General features: G+C 32.2%; 16 protein-coding genes. 10 read left to right on the top strand and 6 right to left on the bottom strand.

The genetic code is table 11. The annotated features are described in order from the left end of the window. The first annotated feature begins 32 nt into the window (after positions 1-32). The 10 genes from RMO53_RS01380 to RMO53_RS01425 all read left to right on the top strand — a co-directional run bounded on the left by RMO53_RS01380 (position 33) and on the right by RMO53_RS01425 (position 10,380). A complete protein-coding gene (locus RMO53_RS01380) occupies positions 33-830 on the top strand; it encodes an outer membrane protein assembly factor BamD (RefSeq protein WP_310377692.1) in 798 nt (265 codons plus the stop codon). Between the two features lie 5 nt (positions 831-835). After that, a complete protein-coding gene (locus RMO53_RS01385) occupies positions 836-1,153 on the top strand; it encodes a DNA-directed RNA polymerase subunit omega (protein WP_310377558.1) in 318 nt (105 codons plus the stop codon). Between the two features lie 9 nt (positions 1,154-1,162). Beyond that, positions 1,163-2,371, top strand: coding sequence for a bifunctional phosphopantothenoylcysteine decarboxylase/phosphopantothenate--cysteine ligase CoaBC (gene coaBC, locus RMO53_RS01390; protein WP_310377559.1), 1,209 nt, complete (start codon positions 1,163-1,165; stop codon positions 2,369-2,371). Next, complete coding sequence (locus RMO53_RS01395; protein ID WP_310377560.1) at positions 2,364-3,248, top strand: DUF4835 family protein; 885 nt, start codon at positions 2,364-2,366, stop codon at positions 3,246-3,248. The genes coaBC and RMO53_RS01395 overlap by 8 nt, the downstream gene beginning before the upstream one ends. A gap of 47 nt (positions 3,249-3,295) precedes the next feature. Beyond that, entirely contained in the window at positions 3,296-4,948 is a 1,653-nt protein-coding gene (recN, locus tag RMO53_RS01400) for a DNA repair protein RecN (RefSeq protein WP_310377561.1), read from the top strand. A gap of 73 nt (positions 4,949-5,021) precedes the next feature. After that, positions 5,022-6,212, top strand: a complete 1,191-nt coding sequence (gene fabV / locus RMO53_RS01405; RefSeq protein ID WP_310377562.1) for an enoyl-ACP reductase FabV — start codon at positions 5,022-5,024, stop codon at positions 6,210-6,212. Between the two features lie 208 nt (positions 6,213-6,420). After that, positions 6,421-7,419, top strand: a complete 999-nt coding sequence (locus RMO53_RS01410) for a glycosyltransferase (RefSeq protein WP_310377563.1) — start codon at positions 6,421-6,423, stop codon at positions 7,417-7,419. A gap of 1 nt (position 7,420) precedes the next feature. Next, positions 7,421-7,996 carry a dephospho-CoA kinase gene (gene coaE, locus RMO53_RS01415; RefSeq protein WP_310377564.1) on the top strand — a complete coding sequence of 192 codons (576 nt, stop codon included), beginning with the start codon at positions 7,421-7,423 and terminating at the stop codon, positions 7,994-7,996. A gap of 80 nt (positions 7,997-8,076) precedes the next feature. Continuing rightward, complete coding sequence (locus tag RMO53_RS01420) at positions 8,077-9,660, top strand: HAMP domain-containing sensor histidine kinase (RefSeq protein WP_310377565.1); 1,584 nt, start codon at positions 8,077-8,079, stop codon at positions 9,658-9,660. Between the two features lie 3 nt (positions 9,661-9,663). Next, the gene (locus RMO53_RS01425) at positions 9,664-10,380 is read left to right on the top strand and encodes a response regulator transcription factor (RefSeq protein WP_310377566.1); all 717 of its coding nucleotides are present in this window, start codon (positions 9,664-9,666) and stop codon (positions 10,378-10,380) included. Positions 10,381-10,411: 31 nt separating this feature from the next. Here the strand turns inward: RMO53_RS01425 and RMO53_RS01430 are convergent, their stop codons facing one another. The 6 genes from RMO53_RS01430 to RMO53_RS01455 all read right to left on the bottom strand — a co-directional run bounded on the left by RMO53_RS01430 (position 10,412) and on the right by RMO53_RS01455 (position 15,861). Beyond that, positions 10,412-11,152, bottom strand: coding sequence for an acyl-ACP thioesterase domain-containing protein (locus RMO53_RS01430; protein WP_310377567.1), 741 nt, complete (start codon positions 11,150-11,152; stop codon positions 10,412-10,414). Positions 11,153-11,229: 77 nt separating this feature from the next. Beyond that, complete coding sequence (miaA, locus tag RMO53_RS01435; protein WP_409024820.1) at positions 11,230-12,180, bottom strand: tRNA (adenosine(37)-N6)-dimethylallyltransferase MiaA; 951 nt, start codon at positions 12,178-12,180, stop codon at positions 11,230-11,232. Next, entirely contained in the window at positions 12,177-13,538 is a 1,362-nt protein-coding gene (locus RMO53_RS01440; protein WP_310377568.1) for an exonuclease domain-containing protein, read from the bottom strand. The genes miaA and RMO53_RS01440 overlap by 4 nt, the downstream gene beginning before the upstream one ends. Before the next feature lie 94 nt (positions 13,539-13,632). Then, positions 13,633-14,298, bottom strand: a complete 666-nt coding sequence (locus RMO53_RS01445) for a YggS family pyridoxal phosphate-dependent enzyme (RefSeq protein WP_310377569.1) — start codon at positions 14,296-14,298, stop codon at positions 13,633-13,635. 76 nt (positions 14,299-14,374) lie between these two features. Next, positions 14,375-15,262 (bottom strand): 3-hydroxybutyryl-CoA dehydrogenase, encoded by an 888-nt coding sequence (locus RMO53_RS01450; RefSeq protein WP_310377570.1) that lies wholly within the window; start codon positions 15,260-15,262, stop codon positions 14,375-14,377. Next, positions 15,259-15,861, bottom strand: coding sequence for a hypothetical protein (locus RMO53_RS01455; protein WP_310377571.1), 603 nt, complete (start codon positions 15,859-15,861; stop codon positions 15,259-15,261). Before RMO53_RS01455 ends, RMO53_RS01450 begins: the two co-directional genes overlap by 4 nt. Position 15,862 lies beyond the last annotated feature (1 nt).

Consider the following 15,862-nt stretch of genomic DNA (forward strand, 5'->3'; position numbering starts at 1 on the left):
TTAACTAACTCAAAGAAAACATAATAATTGTGATTAAAAAAATAGCATTACTATTACTTGTGGTTACTCTTTTTTATTCCTGTAATGAATATCAAAAGGCATTAAAAAATGAAGATGTTGCAATAAAATTTAATATGGCAACTCAACTCTATGATGCTGGAAAATATTCAAAATCAATTCGCCTTTTTGAACAAATAGCAACATCATACAGAGGCAAACCGCAAGCAGAAAAATTATTTTATATGTTTGCTCAATCGTACTATAAAACAAAACAATATTACCTCGCTGGATATCAGTTTGAAAGTTTTGTTTCAGGGTATCCAAAAAGCGAAAAATTAGAAGAAGCAGCCTATTTAGGGGCTAAAAGTTTTTCAATGCTTTCGCCATCATTCAGTTTAGATCAAACAGATACTTTCAAAGCAATCGATAAATTGCAAGCTTTTATTGATGCATATCCAAATTCTGAATATTTGTCAGAAGCAAATTCAACCGTAAAAGTGTTACGTGAAAAAATCGAAAAGAAAGTATATGAAAACGCCAAAGGATATAATACAATATCAGATTATAAATCAGCTTTAGTTGCTTTTGATAACTTTATCGCTGATTATCCTGGAACACCTTTCAAGGAAAATGCGTTATTTTATAAATTTGATTCGGCCTACAAATTGGCAATAAATAGTATTCCTGCAAAAATGGAAGAGCGATTAAATATTGCTAAAGTTGCTTATGCAAATTTAGTTAAGTTTAATGCTGAAAATCAATACAAAACAAAAGCAAACGAAATGAATGCTGAAGTAGAAAAAAAATTAGAACAATTTCCAAATAAATAAAAGTCATGGATTTAAAAAAGACGAATGCACCAGTAAACACAATTACTTACAACAAAAGTATTATTGAAGAACCAACTGGTAATGTATATGAAGCGATAACAATTATGGCTAAAAGAGCAAATCAAATCAACTCTGAAATAAAAAAGGAATTGACCGAAAAGCTTGAAGAATTTGCAACATATAACGATAGCCTTGAAGAGGTTTTTGAAAATAAGGAGCAAATTGAGGTTTCTAAATTTTACGAAAAATTGCCTAAACCACACGCATTAGCAGTTCAAGAATGGCTAGATGGAAAAATCTACCATAGCGAAGGAACTAAATAATATTTTATAATGTCAGTTTTAAACGGAAAAAAAATTTTGCTAGGAATATCTGGTGGAATAGCAGCCTATAAAACCGCTTCATTAGTTCGTCTCTTTATAAAAGCAGGTGCACATGTCCAAGTGATAATGACACCTGCTTCTAAGGATTTTATAACTCCGCTTACTTTATCTACCTTATCTAAAAATCCTGTTCATTCTTCATTTTTCAACGAAGATGATGTCAACCAGAAATGGAATAATCATGTCGAATTAGCACTTTGGGCAGATTTAATGGTTATTGCACCCGCAACTGCTAATACGATGTCAAAAATGGTAAACGGCAATTGTGATAACTTACTTATTGCAGCTTATTTATCTGCTAAGTGTCCTGTGTATTTTGCACCCGCAATGGATTTAGATATGTACCAACATCATTCAACAGTAGCCAGTTTTAAAGCATTACATCATTTTGGAAATAGTATAATTCCTGCTGAAAACGGGGAACTAGCAAGCGGTCTTTCTGGCGAAGGTAGAATGGCAGAACCCGAGAATATTGTAGCTTTTCTTGAAGCTGATTTAGAAAGTAAATTGCCACTCAAAGGAAAAAAAATATTAATTACCGCAGGACCAACATACGAATCTATAGATCCTGTGCGTTTTATAGGAAATCATTCCTCAGGGAAAATGGGGTTTGATATTGCAAAATGCGCAGCAAATCTTGGTGCTACAGTTATTTTAATTTCTGGACCTACAAATTTTTCTATCGAAAATAATTTGGTCAAACTGATTCGAGTGATTTCGGCGCAAGAAATGTACGATGCTTGTCATCATTATTTTGACAATGTTGATGTTGCAATTGCAGCAGCAGCAGTGGCAGATTATAAACCTACAAATATAGCAGTTCAAAAAATAAAAAAAACAGCAACTAATTTTGTAATTGAACTCGAAAAAACGAAAGATATCTTAGCCTCATTGGGAGAAATTAAAAAAAACCAATTTTTAATTGGCTTTGCTTTAGAAACCGAAAATGAAATTGAAAATGCTAAGCTGAAAATTCAGAAAAAAAACCTAGATTTGATTGTCCTAAATTCTTTGCAAGATGAAGGAGCAGGTTTTGGAAAACCAACAAATAAAGTTACTTTTATTGATAAAAATTTCAAGGTTGAACCTATGGAATTAAAATCAAAAGAAGCCGTTGCCGATGATATATTAAACAAAATAGTAGCACATTATGCGTAACATCTTTAGTTTATTTTTAGTTTTATTTTTCAGTTTTACTCAAGCTCAAGAGTTAAATTGTACAGTAACGGTTAATGCAAAACAATTAAGTAATGCAAACCTCCAAATATTCAAAACACTAGAAACATCACTTTCAGAGTTCATAAACAAAACGGATTGGACAGGGCAAGTATACAAGCAAAACGAAAAAATAAATTGCTCCATGTTTATAAATGTTACCGCAAATAATTCAAATCAATTTACGGCTACAATTCAAGTGCAATCCTCAAGACCTATTTTTAACTCTTCCTATTCCTCACCGGTTTTAAATTTCAATGATAAGGATTTTAATTTTTCGTACACAGAGTTTGAAGCTTTGAATTTTAATCCAACAAATTTTGAATCAAATTTAGTTTCGGTGATTTCATTTTACAGTTATATTATTTTAGGAATGGATGCCGATAGTTTTGAGAACGAATCGGGTAACGATTACTACCAAACTGCACAGAATATAGCTAATTTAGCCCAGCAAAGTGGAAATAAAGGATGGGGACAAGCAGATGGAAATCAAAACAGGTACTTTTTAATTAACGATTTACTTTCGCCAATTTTTATAAATATGAGACAAGCATTATTTAGTTACCACGAAGGTTTAGATACTATGAACGTTGATTTAAAAAAATCAAAAGAGAAAGTAAAAACAGCATTAATAAATCTCAGTAAATTAAGTGCCTCCAGACCAAATGCTTTTTTAGCACGCGTGTTTTTTGATGCTAAATCTGATGAAATTGTTTCTGTTTTTTCGGGTGGACCAAGTATTACTATTTCAGATTTAGTTGATAGTTTGAATAAAATTTCCCCATTAAACGCCAGTAAATGGGCTTCGATTAAAAATTGATCCTATTTTCAATTCTTAATTATTTTTATTTATAAAAACTATTATAAATGATTACTTCACTTACAATAAAAAATTATGCACTGATTGAAAAATTGTCTATCGATTTCTCGAAAGGATTTTCAATAATTACAGGAGAAACAGGTGCAGGAAAATCAATAATTTTAGGTGCTTTGGGCTTGGTTTTAGGAAAAAGAGCCGATTTGACTTCGCTTAAAAACAAGGAAGAAAAATGTGTAATCGAAGCTTATTTTGAAATATCAAAATACAAATTACGCCCTTTTTTCGAAACAAATGATTTAGATTACGAAGACGAAACCATAATTCGTCGCGAAATTCTACCTTCTGGAAAATCGAGAGCATTTATAAACGATAGCCCAGTAAACCTTCAGGAATTGCAGGAATTGAGTTTGTATTTAATCGATATTCATTCGCAACATCAGACCCAAGAACTTTCGGATGAGCAGGTTCAGTTTCAAATTATTGATGCCATTGCTACCAATCAAGCCGCTATTCTGGAATATCAAGCACTCTTGAAAAGTTATAAACAGGACAAATCAAACTTGAATTCACTTCTAAATAAACAAAGCGAAGCCGCAAAAGAGCAAGATTACTACACTTTTTTATTAGACGAATTAGTCAATGCGCAATTAAAATCTGGTGAGCAAGAAACTTTAGAGTCTGATTTTGAAAATTTAAATAATGTTGAAGTCATCAAAGAGGCGATAGATAAATCTTTGGCTGTAGCCAATGAAGAACAAATAGGTGTTTTACATAATTTGAATGAAATCAAAGCGTCTTTACAAAAAATTATTTCCTTTTCACTGGATTATCACACTTTATTTGAGAGAATTACGAGCTTAACAATTGAGTTTGATGATATTTCCGATGAGTTGAACCGTTGTGCTGAAAAGCTAATTAATGACCCAGAACAATTGGATTTCATTAGTCAGAAACTGCAAGTTATATACAATTTGCAAAAGAAACACCAAGTTTCGACCGTTGATGAATTAATAGCTATTCAAACCAAATTAGAACAGGGAGTTTTAGAAATAGGAAATCTTGGGGAAGAGATTTTGGCTTTGACCGATGCAATTCAAGAAAAAACTTTAAAATTAGATCTACTTTCAAATGCTATTCACCAGCGAAGAATAGAAGCTATTCCAGTTTTATCCCAAAAACTGATATCTATTTTGGAAACTTTAGGAATGCCAAATGTACGTTTCAAAATAAATATTACAGGAACTGAAACTTATTTCTCTAACGGAAAAGACGAGCTGCAGTTTTTGTTTTCCGCAAACAAAGGAACTGATTTTGGGTTGTTGAAAAAAGTTGCTTCTGGTGGCGAAATGTCCAGGATAATGCTAGCCGTTAAAGCAATTTTGGCACAATACTCAAAATTACCAACATTAATTTTTGATGAAATAGATACCGGAGTTTCAGGAGAAATTGCTATAAAAATGGGTGAAATCATGAAAGAAATGAGTCAAGAAATGCAAATTTTTGCCATCACTCATTTACCACAAATTGCCGCAAGAGGAACTGCTCATTTCAAAGTCTTTAAAACAACTAATGGAAACGATACACAATCCGAATTGAAATTATTAAACAGTGAAGAACGAGTAATCGAAATCGCTCAAATGCTGTCCGGAATTGTGGTTTCTGACTCCGCATTAAACCACGCAAAAGCCTTGCTGAACTAATATTTTGAATTATATTTGTTGCTTATAAAAAGTAAAATATTCTCCAAATAACTAAATATAATAATAACCGAATATGATCATAGAACCAAGAATGCGAGGATTTATTTGTACGACAGCTCACCCAAAAGGATGTGAGCAAAACGTAAAAAACCAAATAGCATACGTTACATCAAAAGGCAAAATCGAAGGTGCCAAAAAAGTTTTAGTCATTGGCGCATCGACCGGATTTGGTTTGGCTTCTAGAATCACAAGTGCTTTTGGATGCGATGCCGCAACTATAGGTGTGTTTTTCGAAAAACCACCATCCGAAGGTAAAACGGCTTCGCCGGGTTGGTACAATTCTGCCGCTTTCGAAAACGAAGCAAATAAAGCAGGTTTATATGCAAAAAGTATCAATGGAGATGCTTTCTCTAATGAAATCAAACAACAAACTTTAGACTTGATAAAAGCTGATTTGGGGCAAATTGATTTGGTAATTTACAGTTTGGCTTCGCCAGTTAGAACACATCCTGTTACAGGAATTACACACCGTTCGGTTTTGAAACCTATTGGTAAAACCTTCACAAACAACACGGTAGATTTTCATTCAGGCAAAGTTTCCGAAATTTCTATTGAACCATGCAGTGGCGACGATATCGAAAATACGGTTATCGTAATGGGTGGCGAAGATTGGGAAATGTGGATGACTGCTTTGAAAAATGCAGATTTATTAGCGCCAGGTGCAACAACGGTTTCGTATTCTTACATTGGTTCTTCATTAACCGAAGCAGTTTACAGAAAAGGAACAATTGGTAGAGCCAAAGATGATATGGAAGCAACGGCTTTCAAAATTACAGATAGTTTAAAAGCTATTAGCGGGAAAGCCTATGTTTCAGTAAATAAAGCATTGGTAACGCAAGCAAGTTCTGCAATTCCTGTAATCCCTTTATACATTTCGTTGTTGTATAAAATCATGAAAGCCGAAGGATCTCACGAAGGTTGTATTGAGCAAATGCAGCGTTTGTTCCAAGAACGATTGTATACAAATGGAGCAGTTCCTGTTGATGAGCAAGGACGAATTCGTGTTGATGATTGGGAAATGGATGCCAATGTTCAAGCGCAAGTGGCTAAGTTATGGCTTGAAGCTACCACCGAAAATTTATCTGAAATTGGTGATTTAGAAGGCTATAGAAAAGATTTTTATAACCTCTTTGGTTTTGGATTTGAAGGTGTGGATTACAATTTGGATACAAACGAACTTGTACAAATTTCTAGTATTAGTTAGTTTTTTTTTAAAACTAAATATTTTTTAAACCATTAAAGAATTAAGTTTCATTAAGATTTATGCTTAATTCACTTAATTTCTTAATGGTTTAATTTTTTTAAATTGCATGTTTTACAATAGTATTAGTTGCTTTGCTTTTATAGATAAAGTTTATCTTTGTTAAAATTATTGTGCAAAAAAATAATGTCTTACTATTTTATTTACGAGTATGCTATTTTCCTTAATTATACCTGTTTACAATCGCCCAGATGAAATTGATGAACTTTTAGAAAGTTTGTCCCAATCCGATTATAACGAAACTTTTGAAATCGTAATTGTAGAAGACGGTTCTACATTAAAATGCGATGAGATAGTTGAAAAATATGCAGGAAAATTAAGTGTTTCCTATTATTTTAAAGAAAATTCTGGACCTGGAGATTCTAGAAATTACGGAATGAAAAAAGCCAAAGGCGATTATTTTATCATTTTTGATTCGGATTGTATTATTCCAAAAAGCTATTTGTCAGAAGTTAAAAAAGCCTTGTCTCTAAATTATGTAGATTGTTTTGGTGGTCCAGACAAAGCGCTAGACAGTTTTTCGGATATTCAGAAAGCCATCAATTTTGCAATGACTTCGTTTCTTACTACTGGAGGAATTCGTGGTGGTTCTGAAAAAATAGGTAAGTTTCAACCCCGAAGTTTTAATATGGGATTATCTCGAAAAGCATTTGAAGCATCAAATGGTTTTGGAAACATTCATCCTGGTGAAGATCCAGATTTGTCAATACGATTATGGAATTTGGGTTTTGATACGAAACTTTTTCCGGATGCTTTTGTATATCATAAACGAAGAATTGACTGGGACAAGTTTTCTTTGCAAGTCAATAAATTTGGCAAAGCACGACCAATTCTTAACTGTTGGTATCCTGAACACAATAAATTGACTTTCTTTTTCCCCACTTTTTTTATAATAGGATTTGGTTTAGGGTTATTATTGTTAATTTTTAATTTTGATCTGTTACTGCAATTGTATTTTGTCTATTTTTTGGTATTGTTTTTGTGGTCTAGCTACCAAAATAAAAGTATAAAAATTGGCTATTTTTCAATAATAGCAGTTTGGAAACAGTTTTTTGGGTATGGAATTGGATTTTTAGAATCGTTTATAAAAATTTCAATTTTAAAACAAAAACCACAAGAAGCTTTTCCTGAATTATTTTTCAAAAAATAATATGACAAAAATCATTGGATTAACAGGCGGAATTGGTAGCGGCAAAACTACAATTGCCAATTATTTTCAATCCAAAGGGATTCCCATTTATATAGCTGATGAAGCAGCAAAAAAAATAATGCAATCTGAAGAGATTATTGCTCAAATCAAAAAATCATTTGGCGAAGCAATATTTGATAATGAAATTCTGAATCGAGAACGATTATCCAAAATTGTTTTTAATGATTCAAATAAACTGAAACAATTGAATACTATTATTCATCCGGCTGTTAAAAATCATTTTAAGATTTGGATTTCAAAACTTAAAAACGCACCCTTTATTATTTATGAAGCCGCAATTTTATTCGAAAGTGGGAGTTATAAAGATTGTGATAAAATAATTACCATAACCGCGCCAATTGAAGATAGGATTCAAAGAGTAATTCAAAGAGACAAAACCACTAGAGAACTTGTTTTGCAGCGCATGAGTATGCAATGGAACGATAATCGTCGCATCCCATTAAGTGATTATATAATTGAGAATAGTTCAGTAGAAAAAGCAAAATTAGAAATCGATAAAATTCTTAAAAAATTATAGATTCAATAATTTGAGTCGTTGGTGTTAATATTTGGTTAATGTATTATCAAATATAGTGTTAAAATATTAATTTTGCTTCGATGAATAAATTGTTTTTTAAATTGCTGGTGTTACTTATGAGTTTGTCCTTAATAGGGATAATATTAGTCCAAGTTTATTGGTTTAATACTTCGTTCAAAAACAATGATGAGCAATTTAAGTTTCACGTAAAACAAGTTATAGGCAATGTGGCTGATAAACTTCAGAAACGAGAAGCGTATGGTTTTTATGATAAATACAATCATATCAAAGACAGTACCGGTAAAATTCCTCAAAAAAATGATTTATTAGAATTTTACTATGTTCAAAAAAATGCTAGAACTAATAAGACAATAATATATTCTAACAGCATAATATCCGAAGATTACGATATATCTTCTACGTTCCTTGATAAAAAATTAGATAGTGTAAAGTTTAAGAATTTTAATTCTAAACGAGTAACCGAAGTTTATAACAATAACAATATTGATAATTCGAGTGTACAACAAAGTTCTATGCCTGATGTTAAGATTGAAAAATCTGGAAATTTAGATGTTTTAGATAACGCACAATTCGAAATTTTCTACAAAGATATTTCATCTGCTATGCCTTTAGACGAAAGAGTTTCTGTAGAAATATTAAGAAAATTTTTGAAAGAGGAATTAGAAGAATACGGTGTAAAAACACGTTTTGAGTTTGGTATTTATAGCAATGGATTGGCGACAAAAATAAAATCGGATGGTTTTAGATACGATAAAAACGTAACGTATTCCATTCCTGTATTTACGGATAATGACGGAAATAATAAATATCAATTGTTAGTTACATTTCCTCATAAAAAGAAATTTTTATTGTCAGAACTTATTGGAATTACAGTTTTATCCATCATTTTTACACTGATAATTATTATAGCATATTCGAGTGCATTGAATCAATTAATACGTCAACGTCATATTTCTGAAATAAAAACAGATTTTATTAACAATATGACACATGAGTTTAAAACACCTATTGCTACCATAAATTTAGCGTTGGATGCCATAAAAAACCCAAAAATTATAGAAGATAAAGAAAAAGTATTTCGTTATCTTCAAATGATTAAAGACGAAAATAAACGCATGCACGCTCAAGTAGAAAACGTTTTGCGTATTTCTAAATTAGAAAAAAAAGAATTAAACATTAGTAAGGAATCTACTGATGTTCAGGGAATTATAAACGATGCAATTGAACATGTAAATTTAATTTTAGAAGATAGACAGGGAACAATAACAACTCACTTTCAAGCAAACAGAACATCGGTTTTATTAAATGAAGTTTATTTTACTAATGTAGTTGTAAATATTTTGGAGAATGCAATAAAATATTCGCCTGATATTCCTGTAATTGAAGTTTTTACAGAAAATATTAAGGATATTATTATCATTAAAATTAAAGATAACGGAATAGGAATGAGTAAAGTAGCTCAAAAGCGAGTATTCGAAAAATTCTATAGAGAGCATACAGGAGATTTGCATAATGTAAAAGGGCACGGTTTAGGATTAGCCTATGTAAAAAGAATCGTTGACGACCACAATGGTCAAGTATATGTTGAAAGTGAAAAGGGAAAAGGAAGTACCTTCATAATAAAATTACCATTAATAAATTAAGATATGGAAAATGTAAACAAAAGAATCCTTTTAGTAGAAGACGACCTGAATTTTGGTGCAGTGCTAAAAGATTATTTAATGCTAAATGACTTCGATGTTACTTTAGCCAAAAACGGTATGGAGGGTTTTGAAAAATTCAAAAAGGACACTTATGACTTATGCATTCTTGATGTAATGATGCCTTATAAAGATGGGTATACATTAGCCAAAGAGATTCGAGAGAAAAATCAAGAAGTGCCAATTATTTTTCTAACTGCAAAATCTATGAAAGAAGATGTGTTGAAAGGATACAAAGCTGGTGCTGATGATTACCTTAATAAACCCTTTGATTCAGAAGTTTTACTGATGAAAATTAGAGCTATTATTTTAAGAAAATCTTCAACAACAAAAGCGGAACCTATTCAGTTTGAATTTAATATTGGAAAATTCCATTTGAATTCAAAACTTCGATTTTTGACTTTTGACAAAGAGGAACCTGTAAAATTATCTCCAAAGGAGAATGAATTATTAAAGATGTTGATTCTTCACGAAAATGATTTGATGCCAAGGGAATTAGCTTTGACAAAAATTTGGAGGGACGATAATTATTTTACATCTAGAAGTATGGATGTTTATATTGCCAAATTAAGAAAATACCTTAAACCGGATAGTAATGTAGAAATACTAAACATTCACGGAGAAGGATTTAGATTAGTGGTAAAAAGTAAAGTGTTAGTATAGAAGAAAAGGTTCCAAGAAATTGGAACCTTTTTTATTTTAAATTGAGTTGCAAGGCAAAACAGGTTTTGTCTTCTTTTGTAATGCTAAATATCATTGCATCCGAAGTCAAATTTTCGTGAATTGCAACTTTGTCTTTTAGTGATAATTCCTTCATAAAATTCATTTCAAAACTTTCTATTTTTTGATTTAAAATCAAATCTTCATCCACAAGATCTAAACACCATTCCAAGTATTTCACATTATTCACGTGATTTACAATGTCTAAATCCGAAAGAGCTACCGTTTTTTCTATGACCATTTCGGTTTCATGATTGAGGTTAATTTTGGAAAAAGTTGTTTGGGTTGCTTTATGTTCTGGATACAATTCAAAATGTTCAAACGGCAAAGCCAAGGCTTCTGGGCGTCTAATTTTAGTATTGAAAACCGCCCAAAAAGTCTCGCAACCTACTATTTTATTACCGTTGACATACATTTCCAAAGCGCGCACTGAGCGTGAATTTTCGAGTGTATTAATCCAAGTTTTTACTGTTACGATGTCTTTCCATTTTGGTAATTCAGAGATTTCGACACGCATTCTACTCAAAACCCAAGCTTGATGGAATTGCTGCATATCTGAAAAACTGATTCCACCAATTTCAGAGTGAGATGCGGCAGTCAATTGCAAAATATTGCACAAATCCGTGTGTTTTAAAAATCCGTTTGGCATACACTGCGTAAAATTGATTTCCCAATCTTTACTGAATATTGATGTGAAGTCTTTAGATATTGGCATAGTTGAAGTTAGTTGTTATAAGTTAGATGTTAAAAGTTATACTTGTGAATTATTTATATGAGTTTTACTTTTAACTTTTAGATTATGATATTGCCATTGCCATTGCCATTGATATTTTTAATGATTTCTTTTCTATTCGTCAAATAATCAAACCACTTTGTTTCTTCGTTTCTTTTGAACCAAGTGAGTTGTCTTTTGGCAAATCGTCTTGTGTTTTTCTTGATTTCTTCAATAGCAAATGCTAAAGTAAACTCACCATCAAAGTAGCTAAACAATTCTCTGTAACCCACAGTTTGCAAAGCGTTTAAATTTTTATTAGGAAACAATGCTGCGGCTTCTGCCAATAAACCTTCGGTTATCATGATCTCAACCCGCTGGTTTATTCGTTCGTAAATTACGCTTCTTTCGGCTTCCAATCCAATGAGAATAGGAGTGAAGTTGCGGTTGTTTTTCTTTAAATTCAAAAAAGAAGAATACGGTTTTCTGGTTCCAATGCAAACTTCCACAAACCGCATCATGCGCTGCGGGTTTTGCAAAGTTTGTGGATTTCTTAATGTTAATTCGTTATAATATTCTAAATCTAAGGTTTCTAATTGTCGTTGCAAATAATCGATTCCTGATTTTTTATAATTAGAATTTACTTCCTCACGAACCGAAGCATCAATTTCTGGAAATTCGTCAAAGCCTTTTAGAATGGCATCTACATACAAACCGGAACCGCCAACGAGAATCACAAAATCATTTGTCAAATACAATTCATCGAGTTTTGAAATGGCTTCTTTTTCGAAATCGCCCACAGTATAATTCTCAAAAATAGATTTGTTTTGGATAAAATGATGTGTGGCTTGAGCTAATTCTTCTTGATTGGGAACTGCAGTTCCAACAGTCATTTCTTTAAAAAATTGTCGGCTGTCACAAGAAAGAATATCACATTTGAAGTGTTGTGCCAATGCGATACTCAAGGAAGTTTTCCCTATGGCTGTTGGACCAACAATTACTATGAGTTTTTTTTGTTTCAAAAAAATCAAAATTTTAGTACTTTCAACGTTTTGCTTTTTCGGATATAAGCTTGAATAATATTTCGAGTATCGCGATTGTTTTGCATCGGAATAAGAATGTTTTTTAGGATTTCGATATTGGTAATTTGATAATTCAAATCATAAAAAGCGAAACCTTTGTAAATCCCGTTTTCTATCAAAACAGCACTGTGTTCGCCGCTGTTTCTGCCTCTGTCAATAAGAATCATGTTGTGGTTTTCGAAGCTGTTTTTAGTGATAAATTCGTGAACTCTTTTGTTGTATTCTTCCGGTAAAATTTTGCCAATACAAGCACCATCACATTCTTTTATTTTATATTGAAAGCACTCTTTTTTTGTCTGATACAATCCCGTATATTTTTGGCATAATTGATAGTGTGCAGTGATTCTGAACAAGGCATTTTTGGCCTCTTGGGTGGAAGCAAAGGAAGTAATTTCTTTTTTTCGACCATCGGCTTTTTGTAATTTTAAATTCAAATAGCCATTTTCATCTTTCTCATCATACAGCGCAAACTGAAAAATACTTTTTCTTTGCGCACGATTATACATTGGTTTGTTGATTTTTATTGCCTCACTTTCTTTTAGTAAGGCAACGAGTTCGCTACCAGTTTCATCATAAGTTACCGTAAAAACTTCGGTTTGAATTTTTTTGCATTTGTTTGTTGTTCCTGTAAAATGCTGATTGAGTCGTTTTTTTATGTTTCTACTTTTGCCAATATAAATGAGTTTCCCTTTTTCGTTATGAATGTAATAAACGCCCGTTCTTGAGGGCAAACTTTGTATGATGCCTAGTAATTTTGGAGCAATTCCTTTTTCGACTTCAAGTTTTATAAAATCTTTGACAATTGTTTTTTCTAAGTCTTTATCCAAAAGCATTTTGAATAACTTTACTGTGGCCATTGCATCTCCATTTGCTCTGTGTCTGTCAGCCATGGGAATTCCTAGTGCGCGAACCAGTTTTCCTAAACTATGGGAAGGTTGTTCAGGCATCAGTTTTTTAGCTAATTCGACAGTGCAAAGCGTTTTTGCTTGAAAATCATAGCCTAATCTTCTAAATTCAGTTCTCAAAATCCGATAATCGAAAGAGGCGTTATGTGCTACAATAACGGCATCATTTGTCATTTCGATAATGCGTTTAGCCACTTCAAAAAATTTTGGCGCAGCTCTTAACATTTCGTTATTTATGCCAGTAAGTTTAACTACAAAAGGCTGAATTGGGATTTCGGGATTGACTAAACTGATGAATTGATCCACGATTTCGTGACCGTCAAATTTGTAGATAGCAATTTCGGTAATTCCTTCTTCGTTGAATTGTCCTCCGGTAGTTTCTATGTCGAGTATTGCGTACAAAATAAGTGTTCGGTGTTCAGTGTCATTGCGAGGAACGAAGCAATCAAATCAAGCAAGTGAGATTGCTTCGTTCCTCGCAATGACGAGTTTGTATTTATCGTCCTCCAAAGATACTACTTCCTATTCGAACCATGGTACTTCCTGATTCAATTGCGAGTTGATAATCGCCAGACATGCCCATAGAAATAGTGTTCAGTTGGCAGTTTTTAGTTTTTAGAGGTTGTAGTTTATCAAAAATGGATTTCAAATGCGTGAATTCTTTCTTGATTTGGGTTTGCTTCTCCGTAAAAGTAGCCATTCCCATTAACCCAACAATTCGAATGTTTTTCATTCCTTCTTTGTCATTCTGAACGAAGTGAAGAATCTTGTTGAGTTCTTTCTTATCAAGACCAAACTTGGTTTCCTCTTCGGCGATATACATTTGCAATAAACAATCAATAATTCTATTGTTTTTTTGTGCCTGTTTGTTGATTTCTTCTAGTAATTTCAAGCTGTCTACGCCGTGAATCAAGCTCACAAATGGCGCCATAAATTTGACTTTGTTCGTTTGAACATGACCAATCATGTGCCATTCGATATCTTTTGGCATTGCTTCCCATTTCTCGGTCATTTCCTGGATTTTGTTTTCGCCAAAAATGCGTTGACCCGCATCATAAGCTTTCATTAAATCAGGAATGGGTTTGGTTTTAGAAACGGCAACAAGGGTTACGGTTGAAGGTAATGATGATTTTATTTTGAGGAGGTTTTGTGAGATTGACATATTTCAATTGATAATTAACAATTGATAATTAACAATTAAAAAAAATTATCAATTATCAATTATCTATTTTTAATTATTAAATAAACTGTTTCGAGATTTTTTCTGCTTTCTTACTTTCGCTATAATCATAAAAGCCTTCGCCCGATTTCACGCCTAGTTTTCCGGCGCGGACCATATTGACTAATAATGGACAAGGTGCATATTTTGGATTTTTGAAACCGTCGTACATTACGTTAAGAATTGCTAAACATACATCAAGTCCAATAAAATCAGCTAATTGTAAAGGTCCCATTGGATGTCCCATTCCGAGTTTCATCACAGTGTCTATTTCATAAACTCCAGCTACTTTGTTGTAAAGCGTTTCGATCGCTTCGTTTATCATTGGCATCAAAATTCTATTAGCTACAAAACCAGGATAATCATTGACTTCAACGGGAGTTTTACCCAGTTTTTCGGATAAAGTCATAATGGTTTTCGTCACTTCATCACTCGTATTGTAACCCCGAATGATTTCTACCAATTTCATAATGGGTACCGGATTCATAAAGTGCATTCCGATAACTCGTTCTGGATGAGCTACAACAGCACCAATTTGCGTAATAGAAATAGAAGAAGTATTCGTTGCTAAAATTGTATTATGCGAACAAGCTTCGTTCAATTGCTTGAAAATATTGAGTTTTAAATCTACATTTTCAGTGGCGGCTTCAACAACTAAATCAACTCCAACAACTCCATCTTTAATTTCAGTGTAAGCGATAATGTTGGTAATTGTTCTTGCTTTATCTTCGATTGTAATGGTTCCTTTTGCAACCATTCGGTCCAGATTTGCTGCAATAGTCGCCATTCCTTTGTCCAATGATTTTTCGGAAACATCGATAAGTTTTACAGTAAAACCACTTTGAGCAAAAGTATGCGCAATCCCGTTGCCCATTGTTCCTGCTCCGATTACGGCTATTGTTTTCATACTATATTGTTTGGATTAAAATTGAAGTATTTATCCAAATCTTCTTTTATTACTTCATATTCATTTTCGCTGATATATTTGTTGGTATAAAGCCAAATATATCTTTCATATTGAACATTGTATGGTAAGACTGGATCAATCAAAAAGTATTTATTTTTAAAATAAGCATTTCTTTTTTCAAAAAGAAATTTAATGAAAACATCTACCTCATTTGTGTTTTTCTTGGTACAAATAAAATATAAAATTTTGCTGGATTCAATATGTTTTTCTTCAAATCCTTTGTTGATTTCATTAAAGACAAATGTTAAAACCAGTGTTAATGGAAATATTAATGAATAAACATAAATCAAATCAATTTTATAATTTTCAAGAAGAATAAATAATGATAGAACTATATTAAAAAAGATAGAAGCATAAAGAAAAGCTTCTTTCTTATCGCTTTTACTTCGGATAGTATAAATGTCGTTCTTAATTTCTTCAAATGGAATTTTATATTCTAATTGATGCTTTAATGTATTCAAATAAACGAATAAAGAATCTTCTAAAATCTCAAATGATTGTTTTTGATTTTTTAATTTTATTTCTAATTTGTTTTTCATT

The sequence above is a fragment of the Flavobacterium sp. genome, assembly GCF_031409475.1.
In the GTDB taxonomy this organism is placed as follows: Bacteria; Bacteroidota; Bacteroidia; order Flavobacteriales; family Flavobacteriaceae; genus Flavobacterium.